General features: G+C 70.5%; 27 protein-coding genes, 1 tRNA gene and 1 pseudogene. 13 read left to right on the top strand and 16 right to left on the bottom strand.

The annotated features are described in order from the left end of the window. Positions 1-123 precede the first annotated feature (123 nt). Positions 124-1566, bottom strand: coding sequence for a hypothetical protein (locus OG390_RS45350; RefSeq protein ID WP_406178255.1), 1443 nt, complete (start codon positions 1564-1566; stop codon positions 124-126). A gap of 120 nt (positions 1567-1686) precedes the next feature. Between OG390_RS45350 and OG390_RS45345 the strand changes: the two genes are divergently transcribed. Then, entirely contained in the window at positions 1687-2547 is an 861-nt protein-coding gene (locus OG390_RS45345) for a hypothetical protein (RefSeq protein WP_406176210.1), read from the top strand. Here OG390_RS45345 and OG390_RS45340 read toward each other — a convergent pair. After that, positions 2483-2905: pseudogene (locus OG390_RS45340) on the bottom strand (iron-containing alcohol dehydrogenase); the annotation flags it as partial. The gene OG390_RS45345 and the pseudogene OG390_RS45340 sit on opposite strands and share 65 nt — an antisense overlap. Positions 2906-3414: 509 nt before the next feature. Between OG390_RS45340 and OG390_RS45335 the strand changes: the two are divergent. From OG390_RS45335 to OG390_RS45325, 3 genes are all read left to right on the top strand, one after another. After that, positions 3415-3945, top strand: coding sequence for a hypothetical protein (locus OG390_RS45335; protein ID WP_406176209.1), 531 nt, complete (start codon positions 3415-3417; stop codon positions 3943-3945). A 459-nt stretch (positions 3946-4404) separates the two neighbouring features. Continuing rightward, positions 4405-5529 (top strand): DUF2235 domain-containing protein, encoded by a 1125-nt coding sequence (locus OG390_RS45330; protein WP_406176207.1) that lies wholly within the window; start codon positions 4405-4407, stop codon positions 5527-5529. A 24-nt stretch (positions 5530-5553) separates the two neighbouring features. Then, positions 5554-6081 (top strand): NUDIX hydrolase family protein, encoded by a 528-nt coding sequence (locus OG390_RS45325; protein WP_406178254.1) that lies wholly within the window; start codon positions 5554-5556, stop codon positions 6079-6081. A 106-nt stretch (positions 6082-6187) separates the two neighbouring features. On the opposite strand, the gene OG390_RS45320 is transcribed toward OG390_RS45325, so the two are convergent. The 3 genes from OG390_RS45320 to OG390_RS45310 all read right to left on the bottom strand — a co-directional run bounded on the left by OG390_RS45320 (position 6188) and on the right by OG390_RS45310 (position 7323). Beyond that, positions 6188-6460 (bottom strand): SHOCT domain-containing protein, encoded by a 273-nt coding sequence (locus OG390_RS45320; RefSeq protein ID WP_406176205.1) that lies wholly within the window; start codon positions 6458-6460, stop codon positions 6188-6190. 83 nt (positions 6461-6543) lie between these two features. Next, entirely contained in the window at positions 6544-6981 is a 438-nt protein-coding gene (locus OG390_RS45315) for a DUF6325 family protein (RefSeq protein ID WP_406176203.1), read from the bottom strand. A gap of 268 nt (positions 6982-7249) precedes the next feature. Further along, positions 7250-7323: transfer RNA gene (locus OG390_RS45310), tRNA-Pro, on the bottom strand. A gap of 100 nt (positions 7324-7423) precedes the next feature. Between OG390_RS45310 and OG390_RS45305 the strand changes: the two genes are divergently transcribed. After that, entirely contained in the window at positions 7424-7948 is a 525-nt protein-coding gene (locus OG390_RS45305; RefSeq protein ID WP_406176201.1) for a DUF309 domain-containing protein, read from the top strand. Positions 7949-8027: 79 nt separating this feature from the next. Further along, positions 8028-8798 carry a precorrin-6A synthase (deacetylating) gene (gene cobF, locus OG390_RS45300; protein WP_406176200.1) on the top strand — a complete coding sequence of 257 codons (771 nt, stop codon included), beginning with the start codon at positions 8028-8030 and terminating at the stop codon, positions 8796-8798. 284 nt (positions 8799-9082) lie between these two features. Here cobF and OG390_RS45295 read toward each other — a convergent pair whose 3' ends face one another. Beyond that, the gene (locus OG390_RS45295; protein WP_406176198.1) at positions 9083-9829 is read right to left on the bottom strand and encodes a cobalt-precorrin-6A reductase; all 747 of its coding nucleotides are present in this window, start codon (positions 9827-9829) and stop codon (positions 9083-9085) included. A 244-nt stretch (positions 9830-10073) separates the two neighbouring features. Between OG390_RS45295 and OG390_RS45290 the strand changes: the two genes are divergently transcribed. Continuing rightward, complete coding sequence (locus tag OG390_RS45290) at positions 10074-10904, top strand: HAD-IIA family hydrolase (protein WP_406176196.1); 831 nt, start codon at positions 10074-10076, stop codon at positions 10902-10904. Positions 10905-10947: 43 nt separating this feature from the next. Here OG390_RS45290 and OG390_RS45285 read toward each other — a convergent pair whose 3' ends face one another. From OG390_RS45285 to OG390_RS45270, 4 genes are all read right to left on the bottom strand, one after another. Then, positions 10948-11721 carry a sulfite exporter TauE/SafE family protein gene (locus tag OG390_RS45285; protein WP_406176194.1) on the bottom strand — a complete coding sequence of 258 codons (774 nt, stop codon included), beginning with the start codon at positions 11719-11721 and terminating at the stop codon, positions 10948-10950. A gap of 97 nt (positions 11722-11818) precedes the next feature. After that, positions 11819-13327 (bottom strand): long-chain-fatty-acid--CoA ligase, encoded by a 1509-nt coding sequence (locus tag OG390_RS45280; protein ID WP_406176192.1) that lies wholly within the window; start codon positions 13325-13327, stop codon positions 11819-11821. A gap of 94 nt (positions 13328-13421) precedes the next feature. After that, positions 13422-14183 (bottom strand): 3-oxoacyl-ACP reductase FabG, encoded by a 762-nt coding sequence (gene fabG, locus OG390_RS45275; protein ID WP_406176191.1) that lies wholly within the window; start codon positions 14181-14183, stop codon positions 13422-13424. 54 nt (positions 14184-14237) lie between these two features. Next, entirely contained in the window at positions 14238-15425 is a 1188-nt protein-coding gene (locus OG390_RS45270) for a thiolase family protein (RefSeq protein ID WP_406176189.1), read from the bottom strand. A 215-nt stretch (positions 15426-15640) separates the two neighbouring features. Between OG390_RS45270 and OG390_RS45265 the strand changes: the two genes are divergently transcribed. From OG390_RS45265 to OG390_RS45250, 4 genes are all read left to right on the top strand, one after another. After that, complete coding sequence (locus tag OG390_RS45265; protein ID WP_406176187.1) at positions 15641-15907, top strand: WhiB family transcriptional regulator; 267 nt, start codon at positions 15641-15643, stop codon at positions 15905-15907. Between the two features lie 30 nt (positions 15908-15937). After that, the gene (locus OG390_RS45260) at positions 15938-16753 is read left to right on the top strand and encodes an SAM-dependent methyltransferase (RefSeq protein ID WP_406176185.1); all 816 of its coding nucleotides are present in this window, start codon (positions 15938-15940) and stop codon (positions 16751-16753) included. A gap of 114 nt (positions 16754-16867) precedes the next feature. Next, positions 16868-17227 carry a thioesterase family protein gene (locus OG390_RS45255; RefSeq protein ID WP_406176183.1) on the top strand — a complete coding sequence of 120 codons (360 nt, stop codon included), beginning with the start codon at positions 16868-16870 and terminating at the stop codon, positions 17225-17227. A gap of 311 nt (positions 17228-17538) precedes the next feature. Next, positions 17539-18873 (top strand): S28 family serine protease, encoded by a 1335-nt coding sequence (locus OG390_RS45250; RefSeq protein WP_406176181.1) that lies wholly within the window; start codon positions 17539-17541, stop codon positions 18871-18873. 255 nt (positions 18874-19128) lie between these two features. Here OG390_RS45250 and OG390_RS45245 read toward each other — a convergent pair whose 3' ends face one another. From OG390_RS45245 to OG390_RS45235, 3 genes are read right to left on the bottom strand one after another with little or no spacing between them, the layout of a single operon-like run. Next, positions 19129-19602, bottom strand: coding sequence for a transketolase C-terminal domain-containing protein (locus OG390_RS45245; RefSeq protein WP_406178252.1), 474 nt, complete (start codon positions 19600-19602; stop codon positions 19129-19131). After that, complete coding sequence (locus OG390_RS45240) at positions 19539-20291, bottom strand: thiamine pyrophosphate-dependent enzyme (protein ID WP_406176179.1); 753 nt, start codon at positions 20289-20291, stop codon at positions 19539-19541. Before OG390_RS45240 ends, OG390_RS45245 begins: the two co-directional genes overlap by 64 nt. A gap of 5 nt (positions 20292-20296) precedes the next feature. Continuing rightward, positions 20297-20827, bottom strand: a complete 531-nt coding sequence (locus OG390_RS45235; protein WP_406176177.1) for a MarR family winged helix-turn-helix transcriptional regulator — start codon at positions 20825-20827, stop codon at positions 20297-20299. Between the two features lie 238 nt (positions 20828-21065). Here OG390_RS45235 and OG390_RS45230 point away from each other — a divergent pair, with 238 nt between their 5' ends. Further along, entirely contained in the window at positions 21066-21617 is a 552-nt protein-coding gene (locus tag OG390_RS45230; RefSeq protein WP_406176175.1) for a YceI family protein, read from the top strand. A 77-nt stretch (positions 21618-21694) separates the two neighbouring features. Here the strand turns inward: OG390_RS45230 and OG390_RS45225 are convergent, their stop codons facing one another. Continuing rightward, entirely contained in the window at positions 21695-22216 is a 522-nt protein-coding gene (locus OG390_RS45225) for a hypothetical protein (RefSeq protein WP_406176174.1), read from the bottom strand. A gap of 219 nt (positions 22217-22435) precedes the next feature. Here OG390_RS45225 and OG390_RS45220 point away from each other — a divergent pair, with 219 nt between their 5' ends. After that, on the top strand, positions 22436-23008 hold the full coding sequence (locus OG390_RS45220) for a MarR family winged helix-turn-helix transcriptional regulator (protein WP_406176173.1): 573 nt from the start codon (positions 22436-22438) through the stop codon (positions 23006-23008). A 291-nt stretch (positions 23009-23299) separates the two neighbouring features. Here OG390_RS45220 and OG390_RS45215 read toward each other — a convergent pair whose 3' ends face one another. Beyond that, positions 23300-24019 carry a gamma-glutamyl-gamma-aminobutyrate hydrolase family protein gene (locus OG390_RS45215; RefSeq protein ID WP_406176172.1) on the bottom strand — a complete coding sequence of 240 codons (720 nt, stop codon included), beginning with the start codon at positions 24017-24019 and terminating at the stop codon, positions 23300-23302. Further along, on the bottom strand, positions 24016-25506 hold the full coding sequence (locus OG390_RS45210; protein ID WP_406176170.1) for an aldehyde dehydrogenase: 1491 nt from the start codon (positions 25504-25506) through the stop codon (positions 24016-24018). Before OG390_RS45210 ends, OG390_RS45215 begins: the two co-directional genes overlap by 4 nt. Between the last annotated feature and the right edge of the window lie 51 nt (positions 25507-25557).

Genomic DNA, 25557 nt, shown 5'->3' with positions numbered 1-25557 from the left:
GGGAGAATGGGGCGGCCCGTTGGGCGTCGAGGATGCCCTCGACGCCCAACTCACGGGCCCGGCAGCGTGGTTGCCACCGGACCCGGAAGGGCGACGGCCGACCGGGGCCGCCTGCTCGTACGGCTAGACCTTGCCGTCGGCGAGCTTCCACTCGCGGTGCAACGTGCCCAGCGGGATGCTGTGTTGGAGAACGGGGGTACCGAAAATGGACAGCTGGATGCGCAGGGTGCCGGTCAGATCGACGCCGCCGTAGACGGCCCAGGCACCTGACGCTCCGACACCGGTCTTCGCCGTGGCACCGGTCGCGGACGTGGCGTCGAGCGTTCCCGCCGCCTCACCGCGGAGATACGGGGCCAGGTCCGCGGTGACGCCGACGGTGCCGTACAGCCCGACGGTGGCCTCCGCGCCGAGGGACGCCTTCACGTTTCCCGCCGCGGTGACGGCGGTGCGCACCGGTGAGCTCGTCATGTGCGACTCGTTGACCGGCGTCCAGCCCTTGGCCGGCCCGAAGGTGCCACCGGCCTTGAAGTCACCCTTGAGGTCCTGCTCGATGTCGACGGTGACGCTGCCGTCGGCGCCGATCTGGAAGTAGCAGGTCAGATCGAGGTTCACCACGACGGGAATCGGGCCGACCTCAAGCACGGGGTCGGCGTGCAGCTTCGCGAACGGCACCCGCACGGGCTGGGCCGAGGCGGCGGCGCGCCCCTTGACCGCCCACCGCGAGGTCCAGTCGCCGGAGACGCCGAGGTACGCCGCCCCGGGGCCGGAGCCGGCCGAGTCGCCGCCGTAGGAGAAGTCGACCTCGGGCGCGACCTGGACGAAGCCGGAGACGGACGCCGTCGCCGAAGCGGGTGCTCCCGTCGCCGTGCCGACCTTCGCCCCGACATCGACCCGCAGGCTGCCGAGCGGGACCTTCGTGCCCTCGGGGCCGGAGTGGATGTCTCCCGTCTTCGCCCAGGAGACCTTCACGTCGGGCAACAGTCGCTCGACATCGAAGGAGGCGGGATCGACGGGGACGGAGCCCTTCGCGTCGTCGTCGCCGAGCAGCGTGTCCAGGGTCGTCGGCGCCGTCTGGACCTCGGTGCCGTCTCCACTCTTGCCGATCACCTTGGTGACCTTGGCGAGGAGTCCGTCCGGGGCACCGGGTGCGGGGGCGCTGGCGATGATGTCGCCGACGGCTGTGGCGTGCGGCTTCGTGGTGCTCCCTGCGGTCGGGGACGGTGACGCGGTCCCCGGGTCTCCGGAAGTTCCCTTACCCGTAGGAGAGATGACGGCACGTCGCGTGTGGATGTCGTACGACTTCACCTTCAGCGCGGTCTTTTGAGCCTTTCCGCCCGCCGCGCCCGGCCGTGCGACGGCGGTCGAGGTGGCTGCCGCCTCGGGGGCGGCGGCGACGGCAAGCGGTCGGCCGGCGTCGGCGGTGGCGCCGGAGGTGGCTTCGGCGTCCTGAGCACGTGCGGCGGAGGAGGAAGAGTGCGCCCCGGGCTCCGCGGAGCAACCGGCGGCGAGGAAGAGGGCGGATGCGGCGAGCGCGGGCATGACGGCACGCAAGGGCCGCTTGCGGATACGCAAGGTCAGTCCTGAGGGGGTGGGGGGTGGCAAGGGATTACCAGCGGGTAACCAGGGGTGAGCGTGTCATGAACCTGTGAAGTTCCGCTCCACGTTTCCGCACACTCCGAAGGTGATGTGCGCCACGCGGGCGACGGACGCGTGGCTGAAGGGCGCGCCTGGGGTTCGTTTTCTCCAATTCCCTTGGGGCACAACACAACTGATGCACCATCGGGAGGCCGCATGAGTGAAAGCGCGCAGGGCAGCCGAGTCCACGACTGGCTCGCGGACAACTCCTCACGGCAGCAGCGTGATCCGGAGCGCGATCAGGACAACAGGACCGTGGGACGCCTTCGCCTCGGGGTCGGAGTCATCGGCATCATGCTTCCGCCGGCGGTGCCGTTCGGGAACGAAATCCTCCGGGCGCTGGGATCCAAGACGCCGATCATGCCCGAGTCCATCAGCGGCTCGTACTACACCGGCACACGGAATGTGTTCGTCGGCAGCCTGTGCGCGCTGGGCGTCTTCCTCATCTGCTATCGCTACAACAAACGCGACGACCACTTCAGCTCAGCGGCCGGCGTATTCGCCCTGGCCGTCGCGTTGCTGCCGACGTCACCGGGCGGACATCCGACCGCACGCCAAGGGGCCGTCGGTGTCATTCATCTCGTGTGCGCCGCGCTGCTTCTCCTCATGCTGGCTGTGTTCTGCATCATGTCCTTCTGGGATCCGGCACCGACGGACAAGCGCCACGTGAATCGCCTCTATCTGACGGCCGGAGCGGCCATCGTCGCTTTCACGGCCATCGCCGGAATCGCGCAGTTGACAAAATGGGGCACCCACTGGAAATTCACGTCCGTCTACATCTGCGAAACGCTGGCGGTGTGGGCGTTCGGTATCGCCTGGCTGACCGCGGCCCTCGAAATGGGCGCCCTCAGGTTCGGGGCTCCCAGCCCTCGTACGCCGCTGTCAGCAGACCCAGTACGCCATGCGCCGTGACCTCGCGGGGGTTGGGGTAGGACTCCTCGGCGGTCCGTGCGGCAGCGACCGGCAAGTCGGGTTCTTTCAGGCCGAGTTCGGCGAGCGTGCGGGGAGCGCCGAGGCTTCCCGCCAGCTCGCGGAGGGCGCGGGGGACGTCGTCGGTGTTCAGGGCGCGCGACAGGGCGCTGATCGCCCGGGGTGCGGCGGACGCGTTGTAGGCGAGGACGTACGGGAGGACCACCGTGTGGGTCTGCGCGTGAGACAGGCCGAAGGTGCCGCCGAGTACATGGCAGAGCTTGTGGTGCAGGCCCATGGTGGTGGCGCCCAGGCAGGCACCGCACAGCCAGGCGCCGTACAGGGCGCGGCTGCGGGCGTCCGCGCGGTGGCCTCGCCCCGGCTGCCGCATACCACCAGGACCCTGCGCAGACCGAGTCGCGCGGCCTCGCCGGGCGTCGCGGACACCGCGGCGCCGGGGCGGAAGACGACTCGCGCGGGCCGGGTCTCGTACGAGAAGTCGAGCGGGGTGCTCATCGGGGCTCCAGTAAGGGGGAGTTCGTCGGCGTCCCGGCCCGGCATCAGGCCGTTCTTGGCACACTCCGCGCTCCAGACCGGTGCCAGTCGCTCCAGTTGCCCGCGGTCGGGCGAGAGCACGTCCATCGTGGAACCTTCGTCGAACCACGCGAGCTCCCGGCCGACTTCGACGCCGCGCCCGCCGAACGCGTCGTTCCACGGCACCTTCTGCGCCGGCAGGGCACTGGTGAGCTTCTCGCCGTCCACTGCGCCGAACCCCTCGGTGTCGAGAAGTTGGTCGAAGCCGTTGAACCAGACGTCCCCGAACTCCACCGACCGGTCGAGGTCGTCCATCAGGGCGAGTACGCCGAGGATGTGGTCCTGGTCGACATGGGTGACGACGAGCAGGTCGACCAGGCCGTCGAGCCCGGCCAGGGTCGGTTTGATGAGCGGATACGTACCCGAGCGACCGCCGTCGACGAGGATCCGGCGTACGAAGCTGTCGTCGCCGTACTCCAGGAGCAGGCAGTCGCCGTCCTCGCCGGGCATCATGGTGAACCTGATCATTGCGGCCTCCCAGGCGGACCGGTCTGGCGTTCTCCGGTGTCGAGCTGTCATGGCGACCTTGTGCGACCTTCTGTGCGCGACAGTCATGGCGGCCTTCCGTGCCGGGCGTCATGGCGACGTTCTGTACAGCGCGACGATCACGAACGGCTCACGCGTGTCGACGCGCCACGACAGACGGCGCGCCAGATCGAGCCGGTGCACGCACTCCGGGTCGTCGGGGAACTCGGAAAGCCCGTGGATGAGGCGGCTCAGCCCCAGGGTGAAGACCGGCACTCCGCGGTCGAAGGCCTCGACCAGCGCGTCGCGCGCCGCCTGCCGCTCCTCTTCGGTGTGCTATGAGGATGTTGTCGATGGTGGCGACGTCGACATCGTGGGCGGTCCCGGCGCGAGGGTTCATGAACGGGGCGGGTTGCTCCTCGCTCAGCAGCAGGGCCAGGCTGCCGAGTGGGCGCTGCGGATCGTTGTACTCGGACAGGAGCCATGTCGCGAGGGCGCGGGCGGAGGCGGGGGGCGAGCTTGGCTGCCGCATTCCGTCGGAGTCCGCCACCGGCGCCTCGCCGCCCGCGAGATGCGGGTACTTCGAGATGCGGGTACTTTCCGACACCGATGACCAGCGCGTGGGTGCGCGGAAGACCGGTGTCCCCTTCGAGGTGAATGACGGCACCGGCCATGGATCCTCCGGAACCCGACTGCGCCGGAGACTGCTCGCGACCGGAGACCACCCGCGAGCAGCATTTCCCTTATTATATTTCTGCAGGACCGATATGTCATGGTGTGTCAGCGAACGTGAGGCCCGGCATGCCCAAGAATCTCGTCATCTGCCTGGACGGCACGGGCAATCAGTTGAAGGCGAAAGGGAACACCAACGTCGTCCGGCTCTACGAAATGCTGGACCTCTCCGATCCCGCCCGGCAGATCGCCTACTACGACCCCGGAGTCGGCACCTTCTCCGCCGCGGGCGCCTGGACACCCGTCGCCCGCCGCCTGTCGAAACTCCTCGGTCTCGCCTTCGGTTCCGGAATGAAGACCAACCTCGCCGAGGCGTACACATATCTGATGGAGCGTTACCAACCGGGCGACCGGATCTACGTGTTCGGCTTCAGCCGCGGCGCATACACGGCCCGCGCGCTCATGGGCATGCTGAAGGCGGTCGGCCTGATGCGGCCCGGCATGGAGAACCTCGTCCCGTACGCCGTGTCCGTGTACGCCAAGAACAAGGACTGGACCCGGCAGGACTGGGACCAACTCCACCATTTCGCGGGCGCCTTCAGCAACGCGGTCGAGGGGCGCGTCGGCATCTCCGTCGCCTACCTGGGAATCTGGGACTCCGTGAAGGCGTCCGGCGTGCTGCGCCGGAACCTGCGATGGCCGTACACCCGTCAGCTCCCGAACGTCCGCCGTGTCCGCCATGCCGTGTCCATCGACGAGAGGCGCAGGCCCTATCGCGAGTACCTGGTCACGCCCGACAAGAAGCATGCTGCCCCCGGCTCGGTCGAGCAGGTGTGGTTCGCCGGGGTGCACTCCGACGTCGGCGGGACCTTCGACGACGATCCCCGGCTCCCCACCATCACCCTCAAGTGGATCGTGGACGGCGCCCTGGAGGAGGGCCTCCTACTGAAGAACGCGGCGTACGCGCGCGAGGTGTCCCTCGTGCCCGAGGACGCCCTGGGGAAGGTGCATGGGATGGGCTGGATCTGGGCCCTGCTCACCTACCGGCGCCGGAGACTTCCGCGGGGCGCGCAGGTGCACGCGAGTGTCCTGGCGCGGATGGAGGAAAATCCGGAGTACGCGAACCGGATCCCACCCGAGGTGGGCTGGTCCGACACCGAATGGCTCACCGCTCGATGGCCGCAGGTACCCCCGCCGACGGCCCCGGGGGCGATGGTCGACCTGATGCGACACACACGCGGCAGCCGACACTGAAAGTATGATCAACCAATGTCTGACATGACCGAAACCACGCCCGGCTGGCTGACTTCCGACGAGCTGGAACTGGCCCGCGCACGGATGCCGATCCTGTACGTCGAGGCGGTACCGGTGCGCGTCGACGACAGCGGCGAAGTCACCCACATCGGACTCCTGCTGCGCATCGGTCCGGACGGGACGGTCAGCCGGACCCTCGTCTCCGGCCGGGTGCTGCACCACGAGCGGGTCCGGGATGCCCTCCTGCGCCACCTGGAGAAGGACCTCGGCCCGGTGGCGCTCCCCCGAGTCCCGGCTTCCCTGCAGCCCTTCACCGTCGCCGAGTACTTCCCGACGCTGGGGGTCACGCCCTTCCACGACCCCCGCCAGCACGCCGTGTCCCTCGCCTACATCGTCCCGGTGACCGGCGACTGCCGTCCCCAGCAGAACGCTCTCGACCTGGTCTGGGTCAGCCCCGATGAGGCTTCGTCGCCACTGGTCCTCGACGAGATGCCGGGCGGGCACGGGGTTCTGCTCAAGCAGGCCCTGGCGCATGTCGGCTGCCTGTCCTGAACGGAGGCAGGGAGCTGCCTGTCTGCACGAAGGCACGGAGAAGGCCGTCTTCCCCTCGCCGAGAAAACGGCCTCCGACCGGCTCAAGAGCTGTGCAAGCGACCGGCTCACGAAGCGAGGATCCTGCGCTTCTGCTCCTCGAATTCCTCTTCGGTCAGTACTCCTTGGGCCTTCAGGTCACCCAGTTGCTTGAGCTGATCCATCTTGACGGTCATGTCGTCTCCGGGAACCGGCGGCGGTGCGGGTGGCGGGGGCGGGGCCTGCTGAGCCTCCTGCTCTGCCCATCGGCCTGCCTGCCGACGCGACACACGGTTGGACACCGCGGTGGCGGTTCCGGAGATAACGGCAGTACGGGCAACACCACGAAGAAGTCCGGGCATGATCACTCATCTCCCACGATGCGTGCGGGCGGACGGTCGCGGACACGGTCCGCAAGGCGCCGCTTCGGTCGGCGACCGGCGCGTCACGGGGTCGCTTCGACCACGTCCAACGAGGCCAGCAGGTCCTGGACGGGAATGCGCCCGCTCGCCACCAACTGGGCACCGCTGCGTCGCATGGCCCGGGCGAAGGGTGCCGCCCACACGTTCTCGTACACCAGGATTCCGGCGGAGCTGTTCGGCTCCAGCGCGTTCCCGGCCTCCTCGATGTCGTCCTGGCCCACCAGCCCCGACGAGGCGCCCTCGAAGACGGTCAGGTCCACCTCGTCTCCGAGATCCGTCAGTTCCAGTGCCGCGACCGAGCCGTCGCTCTCCTTCCGGATGAAGACGAGGTCGAGGATGCGGATGATGCCGCGGTCGACCAGATCGACGAGCAGCGGGAAGCCCTCGCCCGTCATGCGGTTGCCAGGAAACTCGACGACCAAGTAGTCGACGGGGCCCATCTGTTCCAAGTCGTCGCTCATGGCCACTCCTCACGAGGGGCTCGGGTTCGGGGAGTCGGGGCCTCACCCGCCCCCGCCCGCGTTCGGCGGCGCTCGCCGCGACAGACGGCGACGAAACGGTCCTTGTGACCATTGCAGCACCCTGCGGAAGGCTTCGCATGTCCGCACAGCGAGCCGGCCGCCGAGCATGATCAGCGCCGGGCGCGAACATGACCGCATGATCCCCAGAAGCGCGTCAGAGGCCGTACCGGAATGCTCCGATACGGCCTCTGACCCGCGACTTCAAAAGTCGGGACGACAGGATTTGAACCTGCGACCCCTTGACCCCCAGTCAAGTGCGCTACCAAGCTGCGCCACGTCCCGATGCGGTCACCCGCGGTGACCCGCGTGATCGTGCGAACAGAACTTTACCCCACGTCGTGGGCTGCTCCGAAGGGGGCGCGGCGCGCGCGACAATCGGCGTATGAGTGGGACATCTGAGGCTCGGCAGGGCGGCGGGCGTGATCGGGACACGGCGGGGCGGGCGCGGAACGCCCGGCCGCGCGACGGGCTGGGGCGCCCCCTGCCGTACGGCGCGGACGGCGTGGAACGCCAGCCCGAAGGCGTCGTACGCGGCCCCGAGGAGACCGTCGCCGAGGCACAGACACTGCTGGAGGCGGGGAAGCCGTTCCACGCGCACGAGGTCTTCGAGGACGCCTGGAAGTCCGGGCCCGAGGACGAGCGCGCGCTCTGGCGGGGTCTGGCCCAGCTCGCGGTGGGGCTCACCCACGCGGCTCGGGGGAACACGACGGGCGGCGCGAGGCTGCTGCGGCGTGGTGCCGGCGCGGTCGAGGAGTGGGCGTCGGAGACCGGCCGGGGGCGGCCGTACGGGATGGATCTCGCGGAACTGAGCGCCTGGGCACGGGAATTGGCGGGGGTCGTGGAGCGGGAGGGCAAGGCGATCAGCGCGACGGGGCGGGCACCACGGCTGCGCGGGCGGGTCGACTGACCGGGCACCGTCACGGCGGGCCCGGGCCGAACCCGGGTGCGGTGCGTCCACTGTCAGTGGCGTACGGCAGACTCTCGGTGTGCGAAAGATTCAGGTCATCGGGATCGGGGCGGGCGACCCCGACCAGCTCACGCTGCAGGCGGTCAAGGCGCTGAGGAGCACCGACGTGTTCTTCATCCTGGACAAGGGCGAGGTGAAGTCGGACCTCGTCCAGCTGCGCCGTGACATCCTCGACGCGCACATACCGCAGGGGGCGTACCGGCTGGTCGAGGCCCGTGACCCGGACCGCGACCGGTCCGCGGGAGGCGCGGCGTACTCGCCGGCCGTCGGAGACTGGCGCAGCGCCCGCGCGGACATCTACGAGCGGCTGATCGCCGAGGAGCTGGGCGAGGACGAGAGCGGCGCGTTCCTGGTGTGGGGCGACCCCGCGCTGTACGACAGCACGCTCGGCATCCTGGAGGAGATCCTGGGCCGGGGAGCGGTGGCGTTCACCTACGACGTCGTGCCCGGTATCAGCAGCGTCTCCGCGCTCGTCGCCCGGCACCGCACGGGGCTGAACCGGGTCGCTCGGCCCGTCCAGATCACCACCGGTCGCCGCCTCGCCGAGGGCTTCCCCGACGGGGTCGACGACGTGGTGGTCATGCTCGACGCCCGCCAGACGTTCCGGCAGTACGCCGACGAGGACATCGACATCTACTGGGGCGCCTACATCGGCACGCCCGACGAGATCCTCGCCTCCGGTCCCCTCGCCGAGGCGGCTCCCCGTATCGAGCGCCTGCGGGCCGAGGCCCGTGAGCGCAAAGGATGGATCATGGACACGTATCTGCTGCGCAGGCATCCGCGCGGATAGCGCCCGCCCGGGCGGCAGTACGCCGGGCGGGTGACCCCCCGGGCACGGGCGCCCGCCGGCGTGAGGGGGCGCATGCGATCACCGTCGAGGATGCGGAGCCGGCGCCCAGCACGACGCGTAGCTGAGCGGCCTCGGGGAAGTGGGGTGCGTTTCCGGGTCGTCCGGTGCGGTGCATCGGCGTGCTGCCGCGTCGCCCTCGTACTGGATGTACTGGGGTGATGTGGCAGTGCGGCGAGGTGCCGTGCCGGGCGGCGTGGGGGCGTGCCTCACTTCCCCGAGGCCGCTCAGCGCGGGCCGAGGTCCAGCCGGGTCAGGGCCGCCGCCACGTCCGGTACCGCGGTCACGCCTTCGGGCAGGTGGGGGCGGCGTACGACGACGACGGGAAGCCTCAGGCCACGCGCGGCGATGAGTTTGGCCGCTGTTGCGTCTCCTCCGCTGTCCTTGGTCACCAGGATGTCGATGTGGTGCTCGCGCAGGAGCGCCTTCTCGCCGTCCACCGTGAACGGGCCGCGTGCCAGCAGTACTTCGGTGTCGGGGGGCAGCGGGGGCTCGGGCGCCTCCACCGAGCGTACGAGGAAGTGGAGTGCGGCGAGGTCCGCGAAGGCCGCGAGGCCCAGGCGCCCCGTGGTGAGGAACACACGGCGGCCCAACGCCGGGAGCAGCGCGGCGGCTTCGGTGAGGGAGGCTGCCGAGTGCCACCGATCGCCGGGGCCGGGGCGCCAGCCCGGGCGGCGCAGCACCACCGCGGGGACTCCGGTCGCCGCCGCGGCCCGCGCGGCGTTCGCCGTGATGCCGGAGGCGAACGGGTGCGTCGCGTCCACCACGGCGTCCACGCCGTGCTCGCGCAGCCACTCCGCCAACCCCTCCGCTCCGCCGAATCCCCCGATCCGTACGTCCCCCGCGAGCGCCCCCGGCCAGGAAACGCGCCCCGCCAGGGACGTCGTCACCCGCACGCCGTCACGCGCCGCCAGCTCGGCGGCGAGTTCGCGCGCCTCGGTGGTGCCGCCGAGGACCAGGACGTGGGAGGACATGGGGTCGAGCGTACGAGGGCGGGGGAAGGGCGCGGGACTTCGGGTCCCACCCGGGTACCAGCGGTTCGGCAGGCCGGCCGCCCGCGCATCCTGCGGGTCTCCCCCCTCGCCGGCCAGGCCACGCGATCCGGTCGGCGCCCTCCGTCCGACGCGTCGGGCGTCCTCGGGGTCCGCCAGGGTGAGCCGTCGGCGCAGACACCCCGCCCGCATGCGCGGCGCGAGCGCTGCTCGGTATCGTCCGGACATGGAGTCGGTACGTGCGGTCCTGATCGACATCGACGGTGTGCTCACGGTCTCGTGGCGACCGCTGCCCGGCACGGTCGAGGCACTGCGGGAGATCCGTGCGTCCGGGCTCGGGGTCGCGCTGGTCACCAACACGACGTCCCGTACACGCGCGTCGATCGCCGCGACGCTGGGCGAAGCCGGTTTCCCCGTGGACGCCGAGGACATCCTCACCGCACCCGCCGTCACTGCCGCGTATCTCGCAGACCGCCATCCGGGGGCCCGGTGCTCCCTGCTGAACAGCGGCGACATCGCCGAGGACCTCGTGGGCATCACACTGCTCGACGACAGCGACCGCGTGGACGACGGCGAGCGCGACAGCCACACGGACACCGTGCCGGATGTCGTCGTCGTGGGCGGCGCAGGACCCGAGTTCGACTATGCCGCCCTCAACCGGGCCTTCGGTCACCTGCAGCACGGCGCCCGGCTGATCGCCATGCACCGCAACCTGTACTGGCGCACCGACCGAGGGCTGCAGCTCGACAGCGGGGCGTTCCTGCTCGGCCTGGAGCGGGCGGCCCGCACCGAGGCGGAGATCACCGGCAAGCCGGCGCCGGCGTTCTTCGAGACGGCGCTGGCGCGTCTCGGGGTCGGTCCCGGTGAGGCGCTGATGGTAGGCGACGACATCGAGTCGGACGTGCTCGCCGCGCAGCGCACCGGAATCACCGGTGTCCTCGTCAGGACCGGCAAATACCAGCCCGAGAGCCTTCAGTCGGCGAGCGGCGAGCCCGACCACGTCCTGGACTCCTTCGCGGATCTCCCCGCCCTGCTGCACTCCGCCGCGCCTGGGTAGCGGTCACCGGAGCAACAATCGCGCTCCGCCCCCTCGGTAGCGGTCAGCGCAGCAACAGCTGCACGCCGCCCACCACTGTCGCGGCGATGACCAGCCGCTCGAAGAGCAGCTGATTGATTCGGTTCACGGCCCATTTACCGATGAACGCCCCCGGCACGACGAAGACCGCCAAGGCGGCGTCCAGCAGCAGCGAGTGGCCGTCGATCAGGCCGAGCCCCACGCTGAACGGCACCTTCGACACATTGACGATCAGGAAGAAGAAGGCCGACGTGCCGAGGAATCCCAGCTTCCTGAAGCCCGCAGACAGGAGGTACATCGACATCACCGGGCCGCCCGCGTTGGCGACCATCGTCGTGAAGCCGCCGAGCACACCGTACGAACGGGCCTTGACCCGGCCCGTGCGTGTCGCCACCGAGTCGGGTTCGTCGTCCTGGGCGGTGGCCCGGCGGCGCCACACGGTGACCGCCGCCATCAGCAGCAGGATCGCGCCGATCGAGGTCCGTACGACCGCGTCGTCGGCCCACACCAGGAACAGCGTGCCGAAGACGACGCCCGCGGCGACCGCCGGGAACAGCCGCCACAGCGTCGGCCAGTGGGCGTGCCGCCGATACGTGAGCACGGCGAGCACGTCCCCGACGATCAGGATGGGCAGGAGGACCCCGGTCGAGGCGCGGGCGGGCAGCACGGCGGCGAAGATCGCCAGACTGACCGTGTTGGCCCCGCTCACCGCGGTCTTCGAGAAGCCGACGAGCAGAGCCGCGGCGGCGAGAGCGGCGAACTCCCAGATGGATATGTGCCAGAGCGTCATCGTGTTCATGCGGGGACCGATGCTAGGCCCACGTATCTCTTCGCGTAAGGACCGTCTCGCCAGGTGACTACTTCATCCGGGCCCTCGCGCGAGGTGGCCCGCCGCGTCAGCTCGTGTAGCGCGCCCGCAGCTCCCGCTTGAGGACCTTCATGCTCGGGCCCAGCGGCAGCGCGTCGGTGAACTCCACTCGGCGCGGGTACTTGTGGCGGCCCAGGTGTTCCTTGGACCAGTCGGTGATCTCCGCCGCGTCCGACGCGGCCCCGGGGGTGCGTACGACGACCGCGCAGACCTCCTCGCCGTGCAACTCGTCCGGCAGGCCGATCACCGCGACCTGGGCGATGCCGGGGTGACGCATCAGCACCTCCTCGACCTCGCGCGGGTAGACGTTGTAGCCACCGCGGATGACGACGTCCTTCTTGCGGTCGACGATCCTGAGGAAGCCCTCGTCGTCCTTGGTGCCCAGGTCACCGGTGCGGAACCAGCCGTCGACCAGGGCCTCCGCGGTCGCCTCGGGCCGGCCCAGATAGCCGGAGAACACATTGTGGCCGCGGATGACGACCTCGCCCAGCTCCCCCGGCGGCAGCAGCTCGACGCGCTCCTCGGCCTCGGCCCGCGAGATCTCCACGTCGACGCCCCAGAGCGGGTGCCCGATGGTGCCCGCCCTGGTGCCGAACAGGGGCTGATTGACGGACGCGGTCGGCGAGGTCTCCGACAGTCCGTATCCCTCGTAGATCTTCGCCTCGAACGCCTCCTCGAAGCGTTCCAGCACGGCGACCGGCAGCGAGGCGCCGCCGGAGATGCACACCCGCAGCTCGGGTAGCGCCTCCGCCGTGCCGGCCACGGCCGCGAGGGCCACGAACATCGTCGGCACCCCGTGAAAGGTGTTCACCCGCTCTTCGACCATCAGCTCGATGGCCCGCGCGGCGTCGAAGCGCGGCAGCAACACGAGCGTCGCCCCCGCCCGCCAGGTCGAGTTCATGGACACCGTCTGCCCGAAGGCATGGAACAGCGGCAGCGCGCCCAGCGCGATGTCGTCGGGGCGGATGTCGTTGGCGTCGAAGGCGTTGACGGTCGCGTTCATCACCAGGTTGAAGTGGCTGAGTACGGCGCCCTTGGGGACACCCGTCGTGCCGCTGGTGTAGAAGACGACGGCCGGGTCGTCCGCCTCGCGGGTGACGTACGAGGGCAGCGGTTCGGCGTCGGCCGCGAGCTTGTCGAACTCGGCGCCCAGCGTGACGACCTGGACGCCGAGGGCCCGCGCGGCGGGGGCGCCGGTGTCGGCCTGCGCCGGGTGGCAGAGCAGCAGGGTCGCACCGCTGTCCTTCAGCACGTGCTCGACCTCGGCCTGCGACAGCAGCAGATGGACCGGGACGACCACGCCGCCCGCCGCCGCGATCGCGTAGTAGGCGTGCGGGAACTCGGCCGTGTTGGGCGCCATCAGCGCCACCCGGTCCCCCGGCCGCACACCCAGGCCGACGAGGGCCCCGGCCTGGGCCCGGGCGCGCCGCCACACCTCGGCGAAGGTGAGCCGCAGCTCGCCCTCGACGAGCGCCGTCCGGTCCGGACGGCGGCGGGCGTTCTCGGCGAGGATCGCGGCGAGGGACAGGGTTGCCATGGAGGGATGCTCCGTTTCCTTGCTGGTGCGGCTCTGAACCGGATGGGGCGCTGTGAGGGTGTGGCGACAGCCCCGGTCACGTACTCACGGACAACTAACGTGCGCCCCCGTTCACGTAGAGCGTCTGTCCGCTGACGTACGACGCGTCGTCGCTCGCCAGGAAGGCCACGACGGCGGCGATGTCCTCGGGCCGTCCGACGCGTCGCAGCGGGGTGCGCTCGGCGGCGAGCCGCTGGTGGTCCTCGGCGCTCGCTCCGACACGTTCGGCGGTGGCGGCGGTCATGGCGGTGGCGACGTAACCGGGGGCCACCGCGTTGACGTTGATGCCGAAGGGGCCGAGCTCGATGGCGAGGGTGGCCGTGAAGCCCTGGATTCCGGCCTTCGCGGCCGCATAGTTGGCCTGTCCGCGGTTGCCGAGCGCGGAGCGGGAGCTGAGCGAGACGATCTTGCCGTACTTCTGCCGCGTCATGTACTTCTGTGCGGCCTGGCTGCAGTTGAAGACGCTGGTGAGGTTGACGGTGAGAACCGCGTCCCAGTCGTCCTTCGGCATCTTGAAGAACATGCCGTCGCGGGTGATGCCCGCGTTGTTGACCAGGATGTGTACGCCGCCCGACTCCTCGTCGATCCGGGCGAACAGCGCGTCGACCGCGTCCTGGTCCGTGACGTCGCAGCCGTACGCCGACGCCCGGCCGCCCTTGGCCCGGATCTCCTCGGCCGTTCGCTCGGCGCGCTCCTGGGTGAGGTCGACGACGGCGACGGCCGCGCCCTCCTCGGCCAACCGGTGGGCCGTCGCGGCGCCGATGCCCTGCGCCGCTCCGGTGACGACGGCCACGCGGCCGGTGAACCTGCCGGTCATGCTCTCCCTTTCACGAGGGGGACTGCGGTCTTTCAGTGGACGGAGTACGGGACTTCAGCCGCGCTCGACCAGGACGGCGCTCCCCTGTCCGACGCCGACGCACATCGTGGCCAGGCCGCGCGCGGCGCCCGTGCGGCGCATGCGGTGCAGCAGGGTGGTGAGGATGCGGGCGCCCGAGCAGCCGAGCGGATGGCCGAGGGCGATGGCGCCGCCGGTCGGGTTGACGAGGTCCGGGTCGATGCCCAGGCGGTCCACGCTGGCGAGGGCTTGCGCCGCGAACGCCTCGTTGAACTCGGCCTCCTCGATGTCGCCGATGCTCCAGCGGACACGCCCGAGTGCCTTCTGCGTGGCGGGTACGGGGCCGATGCCCATGACGTCCGGATGGACCCCGGCCGAGGCGCCGGCGACATACCGCCCGAGGGACTCCAGCCCAAGTTCGTTCAGGGCGTCCTCGCTGACCAGCAGCACTCCGGCCGCGCCGTCGTTCATCGGCGAGGCATTGCCGGCGGTGACCGTGCCGCCCTCGCGGAAGACCGGCTTGAGGCGGGACAGCTTGTCGAGCGAGGTGTCCTCCCGTACGCATTCGTCACGGTCGACGACGACACCGTCGTGGCGCTCCACGGGAAGCAGCTCGGCGTCGAAGTGCCCGTTCTTGCCGGCGTCCGCGGCGCGCTGGTGGCTGCGCAGCGCGAAGGCGTCCTGGCGTTCGCGCGAGACGCCGTACCGCTCGGCGACCTCCTCGGCGGTCTCCCCCATCGACAGGAGCCCGTGCAGCTCCTTCATCGCGGGGTTGACCAGACGCCAGCCGAGTCGCGTGTCGACGGTCTCGATGCGGTGCGGCAGGGCTTCGTCGGGGCGGGGCAGGACGAAGGGGGCGCGGCTCATCGACTCGGAACCGCCGGCGAGCACGATGTCGGCCTCGCCGGAGGCGATGGCGCGGGCCGCGGTGGTGACCGCTTCGAGGCCGGAGGCGCAGAGCCGGTTGACCGTGGCGCCGGGTACGGACTCGGGCAGCCCGGCGAGCAGTGCGGCCATGCGGGCCACGTTGCGGTTGTCCTCGCCCGCCTGATTGGCGGCGCCCCAGTAGACGTCGTCGATGCGGGCCGGGTCGAGCGTGGGCACCTCGGCGACCAGAGCGCGCACGACGGTCGCGGCGAGGTCGTCGGGCCGCACGGAGGACAGGGCTCCACGCAGCTTGCCGATGGGGGTGCGGCGGGCGGCCGCGAAGTGGACGGGACGCACGGCAGGACTCCTGACGGACACCGGATCACAGGATCGCCGGGTCACGCGAACGCGGGATCACCGGATCGCGGGAACCGAACGATTGATCACCGAAGGGCTGAACAGCGCACAATTAATTAGCACTGCTAGTTTTGGACTATAGACCGCCCACCAGCTTCTTGGGAAGATCCCCCCGGGCCGGTTTCCACCCATCCGTCCTGGGCACCCGCGCCCGCATGGAGTGGTTGCGGAGTGCGGCCTGCGCGGAAGCGGACCCGGATCTGTTCTTCCCCGTGGGCACGAAAGGGCCGGCGCTGGACGACATCGCCGCGGCCAAGCGCGTCTGTTCCCGCTGCCCGGTGAGCAGCGAGTGCCTGGCCTGGGCGCTCAGCAACCGGCAGACGTCGGGGGTGTGGGGCGGCACCTGCGAGGAGGAACGCGCCGCGCTGATCCGAAATGGCAGACTGCTCGCACACCGCGTCGAAGGCAGGCCGACGGGGTGAACAGGCCTTGCCGAGCAGAGGAGTTGTCGTATGACCGGGACCGAGTCCACCCGAGACCGGATCGACACCAGCAAGCCGCATCCGGCGCGGGTGTACGACTGGTACCTGGGCGGCAAGGACAACTACCCGGTCGACGAGCAGCTCGGGCAGCACATCATGTCGATCGACCCCGGCGCCCGGCGGGCCGCGCGCGGCAACCGCTGGTTCATGCAGCGGGCCACGCGGCACCTCGTCCGTGCGGCGGGAATCCGCCAGTTCCTCGACATCGGCACCGGTATTCCCACGGAACCGAACCTCCACCAGATCGCGCAGATCACCGCCCCGGACGCGCGGGTCGTCTATGTCGACAACGATCCGATCGTCCTCGCCCATGCCGAGGCCCTGTTGCGCGGGACCCCGGAAGGTGTGACGGAGTACGTCCAGGCCGATGCCCGCGAGCCGCGGAAGATTCTCGAAGAGGCGGGGCGAGTCCTCGACTTCGACCGGCCCGTCGCCCTGTCGCTCATCGCCCTGATGCACTTCATCGCCGACGAGGCCGGCGCCTACGAAGTGGTGGACACCCTGGTCGACGCGCTGGCGCCGGGCAGCTGCCTGGTCCTGTCCGCGATGACCGCCGACTTCGAGCCGGAGAACGTGCGGCGGGGCATCGAGACGTACGCGAAGGGCGGTGTGACCCTCGTGGGCCGCTCGCACGACGAAGTGAGCCGCTTCTTCAAGGGACTTGACCTGACCGAGCCGGGGATCGTCTCCGTGAAGGACTGGCATCCGGACCTCGCGGAGGGCGAGACCCCGATCGGCGACGGGCCGGTCTCCCTGTACGGCGGGGTCGGCTTCAAGGCCTGGTAGTGCCGGCCGTCGGCCCCGTGGCCGACCAGCGGTGGCGGCGCCGCACCGGGTGACGAGTCCGGCAGGACCAGTGCACGAGTTCACGTTCAGTAGCGTGGTGGCATGCTTCATGAGGTGACCGATGCCGATACCGCCGTGACACTGGGCAGCGGTGATGTCCCTGTGCTGTCCACGCCGAGGCTTATCGCGTGGATGGAAGCGGCAACCGTGCACGCTGCCGCACCATTCACCGGAACGGGCCAGACCACGGTCGGGACCGCGGTGCGCATCGAGCACCTCCGGGCGATCCGAGTGGGCGGTCGGGTGGACGTCATCGCCGAGCCGCCTGCCGCCGCAGCGGGTCGGCGGCTCACTTTCCTCGTGCGAGCACTCGGCGGCTCCGGAGAGCTTGTCGCGGCGGGAGAGATCGACCGGGTGATCGTCGATCGGCAGCGGTTCCTCGCGGTGGCGCTCGGCACCGATACCGGCCGCTGAACCTCGCCGGCTCCGCGACGCGCACGTGGGGGATGCCGGCTCCTGAGGGCACATGCGTCGGATCCACTCGTCGCGTTCGAAGTCTGCCTCCCACCGGTCCTTGTCCCGTGCCCGCCGAGTGCCGAAGGGCGGGTCGAGGACGACCCCCGGACCTGTTCTTGTCTCCCCCCGTCGGGGGAGACGGTCCCCCCGCGCGCGGGATCTTCCCGTGCCGCCCGGCAGCTGTACTGCAACGGTCAGCGATCCACGGCCGGGACCGCCGCGACGGCGCACGACGTCACCGGTGCGGCCATGACAGGGGAGGATTCACCATGCGTATCTGGACGAGACGGCATCTGTTGCTTTCGGCAGCCTCGGCGGCCGGCCTCGCCGCCACGGCGGCCGTACCCGCGAACGCCGCCGGCCCAGCCCGGCCGGGGCGTGACGATGTCGTGGAGCGCCTGCGCAGTCTGCCGGGGCTGAGGGTCATCGAGGAACGACCGGGTGCCGAGCCGGGGTACCGCTTCTTCGTGCTCGGGCTGCGCCAGCCGGTCGACCACAGGAACCGGGCGGCCGGCACCTTCGAGCAGCGCCTGACCCTGCTCCATACCTCTGCCGACTGTCCCACCGTGCTGTTCACGACCGGTTACGAGGCGGCGCTCATTCCCCGGCGTGCCGAACCCACCGTGCTACTGGGCGGCAATCAAATTCAGGTCGAGCACCGCTTCTTCGGCACCTCGCGCCCAGCGGAGCTCGACTACACACACCTCACGATCCGTCAGGCCGCCGACGACCACCACCGCGTCGTCCGCCTCCTCCGCGGGCTGTATCCCGGCGCGTGGATCTCCACCGGCGGCAGCAAGGGCGGCATGGCCAGCGTCTACCACCGCCGCTTCCACCCGCACGACGTGGACGGCACCGTGGCGTACTCCGCCCCGAACAACGTCGACGACCGGGAGGACTCCGCCTACCTCCGCTTCCTGGACACCGTGGGCACCGCCGCCTGCCGCGACGCCCTCAGGGCGGCGCAGCGGCAGATCCTGCTCCGGCGCGCCGACATGGCCGCCCGCTACGAAGCCTGGGCGGCCACCACCGGCACCGCCTTCCGCATCATCGGCAGCGCCGACAAGGCGCTCGAGATTGCCGTGCTCCGCGCACCGCTCATGTTCCGGCAGAACGGCACCGCCGCGGACTGCGCCGCCGTTCCCGGCCCGGATGCCACCACCGACGCGTTGTACGCATGGCTGGACGACACGGCCGCGCTGCCCGTCTACGCCGACTCCGTCGCGCGGGACTACATCCCGTACTTCTACCAACTCGGCACGCAGCTCGGCTACTTGGATGTCCCCACCGTCCACCTGGCCGGACTCCTGCGCTACCCGGACGCCATCGAGCCGCGTACCTTCGTCCCCCGCGACATCCCCATGCGCTTCGACTCCGCTGCCATGCCCGACATCGACCGCTGGGCCCGCCGCCGCGGCAGCCGTCTGCTGTTCATCAACGGCACCCAGGACCCCGCGGTCGCCGAATCCTTCCACCCGGGCTCCCCGGACTCCCGCGTTCTGTGGGCTCCCGGCACCAACCACCACGCCACCATCGCCGGCCTCTCGTCCACCGACCGTGCCGATGCCGTCGCCACCCTCATCCACTGGGCCGGCGGTTCATGAAGCCTCCAGGCGGTCTCCTTCGGGCCATCAGGCGACCGTGAGGACGAAGGCCGGCATTCGGCAGCGGCCGGATGCACCGTCGTCAGACCTCCGTCGATCGCCCGGTTCCGCGGCCGGTTGTGTGCCTAGCCTCGTACTTCGCAGGTCACCCGATCGTGAAGATCAAGCGGTCATAGCCGATTGCTTGTCGATCGGAACCGTAGTGGCGAGAGCCGTGCCGGTCCGGATCGGTCGAGATCGGAGGCCCGGAGGTCGCTACGGCGAACCTTCTCGGCGACCTGCGAAGTGCGGGCCTAGCAGGGCTCCGGAATTTGGGGCCCGCCCGACCTGAGGAACTCCGCCATCGCGCTCAGATCCCGGCCGCCGAAGCCTCCTTCGGCGGCCGCATGGACCAATCGGCGGTTGAGGCGGGCCTGTTGCATCGACGCTCCGACACGCTCGGCGAGATTCAGGATCAAGTCCAGGTTCTTGGCGACGAGTTCGAGGCGCCACCCGGCACACCGGTGCGTCCAGCAGGCCGAAGCCCTCGTCGACGACGACCGAGACGAGGGTGCCGCCCCAGCCGCCCTGGTACGGGTTCTCCTCGACGGTGACGAGCCGCGACGTCTTCGCGACGGAGGCGAGAACGGTCCGGGTGTCCAGCGGCACCAGGCAGCGCAGGTCGATCACCTCGGCCGAAACGCCGTCCCCGGCGAGCCGTTCGGCGGCCTGGAGGGCCACGGGCACCATCGAGACGAACGCCACGAGCGTGATGTCGCCGCCTTCGCGTAGGACGGCCGCGCACCCCAGCTCGACAACGTGGTCCGGGGGGCGGGCGATCCCTTGGTCGCGAGCAGTCCCTTGTGCTCGAAGAAGACCACCGGATCGTCGCTGCGGATGGCCGCCGCCATCATGCCGATCACGTCGGTGGGGGTGGCCGGTGCCGCGATCTTCGGTCCGGGAACGGCGAACGCCCAGCTCTCGGTGGCCTGCGAGTGCTGGGCACCGAAGCCCAGTCCGCCCGTACGTCGGTGAGCGCCTCGCCCGGATCGGGTGCGGGCGCGTTCTTGGCGGCCTCGACAGCCGCCTCCACGGTCTTCTCGACGCGCGCGTCGGCCTCCGCCGTATCGGCGCCGAGGGCTTCGCCGGGCGCGGGCGAGATCGAGCGGGTCGTGCTTGAGCCAGCGCTCCACCTCCTCCGCCGGGCGGTAGGTCGCCGGATCGGCCCGGCTGTGTCCGAAGTGACGGTAGGTCAGCGCCTCCAGCACACCGGGTCCCTCCCCCGCACGGGCTCGTTCGGCCGGCCCGGCCATCGCCTCGCGGACGAGCACCACGTCATTGCCGTCGACGATCGAGGGGGCCCCGCGCAGACCGCCGCCGGACCTCGGCCGAGAGGCCGGAGCGGGCCCCTGCCGAGGTCCGCGGCCGGGTACAGGCACCGGCGTCAGCCGGACTCCACAGCTCCGGGACAGGGCTCGTCCGCGATGCCCAGGGTGGCGAAGGCGTGGGCGAAGGACGCGAAGCCCTCCTCGCCGAGGGGTTCCACGACGCGGCGGCGCACCGCGTCGGCGAACACCCTGGCCGCGGTCGTGGCGGTCTCCCGGCCGAGCGGCGTCAGTACGGCGTACGTCACCCTGCGGTCCGAACTCGACGGGCGGCGTTCGACGAGCCCGGCGTCGGCCAGCCGGTCGACCACTCCGGTCGTCCCCGCGGTGGAGAAGCCGAGCGTCTGGGAGAGCAGCCGCATCGGGGCGGCCCGATCCGGCGAGGCGACCAGGAAGCACAGCACTTCCAGCGACGAGGACGGAAGGCCGACCTCGCGCTGCGCCTCGGCGAGGAGCTCGTCCGTGAGTTCCCGGAATCCCGTCGCCAGCGCGTTCCAGCGCTGCAGCAGGTCGGTCTCCTCCGCGCTCGGGCACTGGTCCGCCACACCGGGGCACTCGACCCGCTCCACTGTCCGCTGGGGCTCCCCCATACGCCGGCTCCCGTCGTCCGTTCTCACATCTTGGCCCGCTCGTTGCCACTCGATCCCGAGTCCTGGCCACTTGCCGAGGATACCCCGCCCAGCTATTATCTCGCGAACTACCTAATAGTTGCCGATGTAATAGCTAGCGGCGTATTGAGTCTTCAACCGATCACCCGCCACGCACGGCCCGCTCCAGCGCCCGGATCGCTTCCGCCCCCCAGACCGCTCACGAAAGGCACGAAGGACCATGTCCAACACCACCTCGAACTCCCCCCACCCCGGCCCGCTCGCAGATGTCGCCGCCGGCCGTTGGACCCTCGACCCGGCGGGCACCACAGTCCGTATCCAGCACAAGACGTTCTGGGGCCTGGCCAACGTCAAGGGCGTCTTCACCAAGGTCAGCGGCGACGGCGAGGTGCTCGCCGGGGGCAGCGCCCACGGCAGCGTGACGATCGACGCCGCCTCCCTGGACACCAAGAACGCCAAGCGCGACACGCACCTGCGCTCCGCGGACTTCTTCGACGTCGACAAGCACCCCTCGCTCGTCTTCACCGCCACCGATGTCACCCCGGCCGGCAACGGAACCGCCCAGGTCACCGGCGATCTGACCGTCATCGGCGTGAGCCGCGCGCTCTCCTTCACCGCTCAGGCGTCCGAGGCCTCGGCGGACGCGGTCACCCTCACCGCCGAAATCCCTGTCGACCGCAAGGAGTTCGGCATGACCTGGAACCAGGCCAACATGCTGAAGCCGCTGACGTTCGTCACGATCACCGCACGCTTCACCCGTCGGTCCTCCTGACCCGGGGTGCGACCGGGCGGCGACCCCGCCGACGACGACGCCTGAGGACCAAGCAGCAGGCGACGGCATGACATTCCTTAGCAGTCGGACAGCCCGGGTGGCTCCTCGGCCGCGTCCACGACCGCGAGCGGCGGGTCCGAGGACTCGCCCGGCAAGAACGCGGGCTTCGGCGGGGCGTCGACCACCACCGAGAACTGCCCCGCGGCAGCGGTCGAGGGCGTGGGCGGCCGCTGCGTCACGACGGCCGAGTGCTGGAGCGGCATCACCGACATCTCGGGGCTCATCACCGTCAGCCGCGCGGACTGCCAGGTGAAACACGTGTGGGAGACCTTCGCCATCGCCCCGCTGCCCAAGGACGGGATGACGAACAATGCACGGGACCTGATCAAGCATCCCGACGTCCGGGCGCTGTGCTCGCAGAAGGTCGTGCTGAAGTCCAGGACGGCTGCCGGCCGGGACGTCGAGGACCACTGGAACGTGGACGTCATTCCGCCGACTTCGCCCAGGAATGGTCCGACGGGCTGCGGGTCTTCCGCTGTGTCGCCGCGGCGGTCACGGACGATGGGCAGATCACCGGCAGCCACTTCGGCCTCGATCACTGATCCCGCTTCGGGGCGGCGGCATCGACGCCTTCGCCCGAAGTGCTGGTGCGCTCATGACCGCGATCCGCTGCGCCGCAGGTCAGACCACTGCCGCCGGTGAACGGCAGTCAGCGGCGGCCGAACGGGCGGCGACCGTCCCTCCAGCACTTCGTACAATTTGAGTCCGAACGATATCTTCGAGACCACGCGCCCCCGCGTCGTCGAAGGAGTGTGCCCGTGCCTGGCCAGCGATCCATCACCGAAGCCGAGAAGCTCGCGGAGGCGAAACTCGGCGGCTTTCCGATCCGTCACGAGCAGATGGCCGTGGTCGCCAACATCTATCGCGCGGCCTCGGCGGTCCGGCAGCACTTGGAGAACTCGGTGCTGCGCGGGTCCGATCTGACGTGGACGGCGTTCGTCGTGCTCTGGGTGGTCTGGATCTGGGGCGAGTCGGAGACCCGGCACATCGCGGAGGAAGCGGGCATCTCCAAGGGCACGCTCACCGGGGTCTCGCGGACGCTGGAGGCGCGGGGGCTGCTCCGGCGGGCGAGCCATCCCACCGACGGCAGGCTGGTGTTGCTCAGCCTCACCGACGAGGGCGAGGAGCTCATGCAGCGGGTGTTCCCGAAGTTCAACGAGGAGGAGGCCTTCGTCGCCGGGCAGCTCAGCGACGAGGAGTGCCGCAGCGTCGCCGAGGGGCTGCGCAGGGTCGTACTCCAGGTCGAGGAGCACGGCGAGGAGCGCCGCCTCATCCTCCTGGACGGAGCCCAGCCCACCCCGCGCCGCAGCGGACGCCGCCCCAAGGCCTGAGGGCGCGACGCGACAGGTGCGACGCGGCAGACGCGGCGTGCAAGGCCACGGACGAGGTCGCTGTGGAGAGAACTCGGCGGCTGTGAAGGGCCCCTCACCTCGGCCCGCCTAGGGGGACACCTCGCGGCGCGAATCGTCCTGCCCGTGGCCATGCGGCAGGCACCACTGCCAGGTGGGCTGTGCCGCAGGGAGGCCGACGCGCCGCGGACGGCCTCGCGGGGGCGGGTCGTCGCCTTCCGGCGTGAGCCGGGATCCGTGCGGTCGGCCGCGGCCGAAGAAAGCCATATCGCGTCAGAGGCGAACCTGGGCCGCGCGCACCAGGGCGTCGAACAGTCCCTGCTGGGCGGGGTCGTTGTGCGCGGTGTCCTCGGGATGCCACTGCACGGCGGTGAACCAGCGCTGAGCATCGGGGAGTTCGAGGCCTTCCACGGTGTCGTCGGCGGCCCGCGCGGTGACCGTGAGTCCGGCTCCGGTGCGGTCCACTCGTTGATGGTGGTAGCAGGAGGCCTCCACCTTCTCGGCGCCGACGGCCTGTTCGAGCAGTGTGCCGCGTCGCACGGCCACCGGGTGTACGACATGGCGGTGTTCGCGCTCCGGCCCGCCCATGTCCTGGTGCAGGGTGCCGCCGAGGGCGACATTGACGGCCTGCAGACCGCGGCAGACGGCGAGCAGGGGCAGGCCCAGGTCGAGTGCCTGCCGGGCGACTTCGAGGTCGAAGTCGTCCTGCACGTCGTCGACGTCGTAGACGCTGTCGTGTGTGTCGGTCGCGCCGTAGCGGTGCGGGGCGAGGTCGCCACCGCCGGGGAGCAGGACGCCGTCGAAGCGGGCGAGCCGTGCCGCCACGTCGGTGTCCGCGGAGCCGGTCGGGTGGATGGTCGCCGGCTCGCCGCCGGCCCGCCACACGGCTTCGATCAGCGCGCGGGCGTTGACCTCGGCCGCGTACCGCAGGGCCGAGGTGGAGGCGGCGAACCGGGCGGGAACGGCGATGAGCGGTCGCACGGGCGTCGTCACAGCTGGATCCAGGTGGTCTTGAGATCGGTGTACTTCTCCAGGGCGTGGGCGGACTTGTCGCGTCCGTTGCCCGACTGCTTCATGCCGCCGAAGGGCACGCTCAGGTCGCCCTCCTCGTAACAGTTCACCCAGACCGTGCCGGCCTTCAGCGCGCGCGAGACCCGGTGTGCGGTGGACAGGTCGCTCGTCCACAGGCCGGCGGCGAGACCGTACTCGGTGGCGTTGGCGAGTGCGACCGCCTCGTCGACGTCGTCGAAGGTGAGGACCGACAGGACGGGGCCGAAGATCTCCTCGCGAGCCAGCCGCATCCCGGGCTCGACGCGGTCGAAGACGGTGGGCCCCAGGAAGCTTCCGCCCGACTCGGCCAGTGTGCGGGCGCCGCCGACGAGCAGCCGGGCACCCTCGTCCAGTCCCGTACCGATGTGGTCGAGTACCCGCTCCAGGTGACTCTCGCCGACCAGCGCGCCCATCTCGGTGGCCGGGTCGAGGGGATCGCCGACACGAAGGTCCCGGGCCCGCGCCACGATGGCCTCGGTGACGCGGTCGGCGATCGAGGAGTGGACGAGCAGGCGGGAGGGGGCGGTGCACATCTCGCCCTGGTTGAAGAAGATGCCCCAGGCGGCGGTCGCGGCGGCCTTCTCCAGGTCGGGGGCGTCCGGAAGGATGATGTTGGGGGACTTGCCGCCCAGCTCCAGCCAGACCCGCTTGAGGTTGGAGTCGGCGGCGTAGCGCAGGAAGTGCCGCCCCACGGCGGTGGATCCGGTGAAGGCGAGGACGTCGACGTCCGGGTGCAGGCCGATCGCGCGGCCGGCCACCGGGCCGTCGCCGGTGACGACGTTCAGAACGCCGGGCGGCAGTCCGGCCTCGGTCGCCAGCCGCCCCAGCAGCAGCGCGGACAGCGGCGAGTTCTCCGACGGCTTCAGTACGACGGTGCAGCCCGCGGCGAGCGAGGGTGCGACCTTCCAACTCGCCAGCGTCAGCGGGAAGTTCCAGGGCACGACCGCGCCGACGACACCGGCGGGCTCCCGGGTGACGAGCGCGAGCGCGTCCGGAGCGGTGTGCGGGGACTCGTCGGTGAGCTTGTCGGCCAGCTGTCCGTACCAGCGGAAAGAATTGATGGCGGCGCGCAGTTCGATGTCGTACGCGTCCGTGATCGGCTTGCCCATCTCCAGACTGACGGTCAGCGCGAGCCGGTCGCGCCGCTCCTCCAGCAGGTCGGCGATGCGCAGCAGGACGCGGCCGCGGTCGGCGGGGGCCAGGCGCGGCCAGGGTCCGGAGTCGAAGGCCCGGCGGGCCGCGGCGACGGCGAGGTCGACCTCGGCCTGCTGCGCGTCGGCCACGTCGGTCAGGACCTCGCCGTTGCGGGGTGCGACAGCGGCGAACGAGGTACCGCCGCCGGGCTCGTCGGCGCCGTCGATGTGGTGGACACCGGACAGGTCCAGCTCCTTGGCTCGGCGCAGCCACTCCTCGTGGGTGACATCCAACATGCGTGGCCTCCAGGTAACACCCAATACGTTTGGACTCAAACGGTATGATGT

Origin of the sequence: Streptomyces sp. NBC_00996, from assembly GCF_045162675.1 — a bacterium.
In the GTDB taxonomy this organism is placed as follows: Bacteria; Actinomycetota; Actinomycetes; order Streptomycetales; family Streptomycetaceae; genus Streptomyces.
Note: the sequence above shows the minus strand (reverse complement) of the source record. Positions and strands in the feature narration are given on the sequence as shown.